We start from the raw sequence: 1,864 nt of genomic DNA, 5'->3' as shown, positions 1-1,864 counted from the left end.
CGCGACCCGACCAAGCTCATCGAGATCGTCGGCATCGGCAAGCAATTGCTGATGACCCGCGGCGCGCTGACGACCTTCTCGATCGCCAACGACGTCGCCAAGTACTTCGCCATCATCCCGGCGATGTTCCTGGGCCTCTATCCGCAGCTCCAGGCGCTCAACATCATGGGCCTCGCCTCGCCGCAGAGCGCGATCCTGTCGGCGATCATCTTCAACGCGCTGATCATCGTGGCGCTGATCCCGCTGGCCCTGCGCGGCGTCACCTACCGGGCCGTCGGCGCCGCCGCTCTGCTGCGCCGGAACCTCCTGATCTACGGGCTCGGCGGCGTCCTCGTGCCCTTCGTCGGCATCAAGGCCATCGACCTCGCCGTCAGCGCCCTCCACCTCGTCTGAACCGGTCCATCGGAGACCCGCCATGCTGAAACAGCTTCGCCCCGCCCTGGTCCTGCTCACCGCGCTGACCGCGATCACCGGCCTCGCCTACCCCCTCGCGATGACCGGCCTCGCCGGCGCCATCTTCCCCGCCAAGGCCGCCGGCAGCCTGATCGAGCGCGACGGCACCGTCATCGGCTCCAGCCTGATCGGCCAGACCTTCACCGGCGCCGGCTACTTCCACGGCCGGCCCTCCGCGACGACGGCGCCGGACCCCGCCGACGCCTTCAAGACGGTGCCGGCGCCCTACAACGCGGCCAATTCCTCGGGCTCGAATCTCGGCCCGACCAGCGCGGCGCTGGCGGAGCGGGTGAAGACTGATGTCGACGCGCTGAAGGCCGAGAATCCGAGCGCCCCGGTGCCCGTCGATCTCGTGACGACAAGCGGCTCCGGCCTCGATCCGGACATCTCGCCCGAGGCCGCCTACTTCCAGGTTCCCCGCGTCGCAAAGGCCCGCAATATCCCGGAGGACAAGCTGCGCGACCTCGTGACCGCCCGGATCGAGGGCCGCACCCTGGGCATCCTGGGTGAGCCGCGCATCAACGTCCTGGCGCTGAACCTCGCCGTCGACGATCTCGCCCGTCGGTGATGGACACGTCCGATCCCCGCCCGCATCCTGAAAAGCCGCGTCAGCGGCCCCGAAGGGGATGGCCGGGGATCGCGCATCCGGCCGGAGCACCGCGAGGCCACCGGCTGAGGGCGAGGGCCGGATAGCCCGAGACAGACTGATCCTGAGACGAGGTTCATGCCCGAGACCACCCGCGACCCGACCCGCCCCTCGCCCGACGCCCTGCTCGAAGCGGCGCGCCGGGAGGAGCGGACGCGCGGGCGGCTCAAGGTGTTTCTCGGGGCCGCCCCGGGGGTCGGCAAGACCTACGAGATGCTGACCATCGGCCGGGCCCGGCTGAAGGCTGGGATCGACGTCGTGATCGGCGTGGTCGAGACGCACGGCCGGGCCGAGACCGAGGCCCTGCTCGACGGCTTCGAGACGATCCCCCGCCGGTCGGTGCCGTATCACGGCACCGTCCTTCAGGAGATGGACCTCGACGCCCTCCTCGCCCGCCGGCCGGCGCTGGCGCTGGTCGACGAGCTGGCCCACACCAATGCCCCGGGCTCGCGCCACCCGAAACGGTACCAGGATGTCGAGGAGCTACTCGATGCCGGCATCGACGTTCTGACGACGCTCAACATCCAGCACGTCGAGAGCCTCAACGACGTGGTCGCCTCGATCACCCGTATCCGGGTACGCGAGACGGTGCCGGACGGCGTCCTCGACCGCGCCGACGACATCGAGGTGGTGGACCTCAACCCCGACGACCTCATCCAGCGCCTGAAGGACGGCAACGTCTACGTCCCGACCCACGCCGAGCGGGCCCTGAAGCACTACTTCTCCCGCGGCAACCTGACGGCGCTCCGCGAGCTGGCGCTGCGG

1 protein-coding gene and 2 pseudogenes are annotated in these 1,864 nt (G+C 70.1%); all 3 read left to right on the top strand.

All coding sequences use genetic code 11. From position 1 onward, the window contains the following. Positions 1-393, top strand: a pseudogene (locus I53_RS26345) (potassium-transporting ATPase subunit B); the annotation flags it as partial. A gap of 22 nt (positions 394-415) precedes the next feature. After that, positions 416-1,021 (top strand): K(+)-transporting ATPase subunit C, encoded by a 606-nt coding sequence (locus tag I53_RS26340; protein ID WP_043356455.1) that lies wholly within the window; start codon positions 416-418, stop codon positions 1,019-1,021. 156 nt (positions 1,022-1,177) lie between these two features. Continuing rightward, positions 1,178-1,864 (top strand): annotated as a pseudogene (locus tag I53_RS26335) (two-component sensor histidine kinase); the annotation flags it as partial.

This window comes from Methylobacterium sp. B1, assembly GCF_000333255.1.
Taxonomy (GTDB): domain Bacteria; phylum Pseudomonadota; class Alphaproteobacteria; order Rhizobiales; family Beijerinckiaceae; genus Methylobacterium; species Methylobacterium fujisawaense.
Note: the sequence above shows the minus strand (reverse complement) of the source record. Positions and strands in the feature narration are given on the sequence as shown.

Coding starts and splice junctions, on each gene's coding strand:
- I53_RS26340 (WP_043356455.1), top strand. CDS start 416: ATGCTGAAACAGCTTCGCCCCGCCCTGGTCCTGCTCACCGCGCTGACC.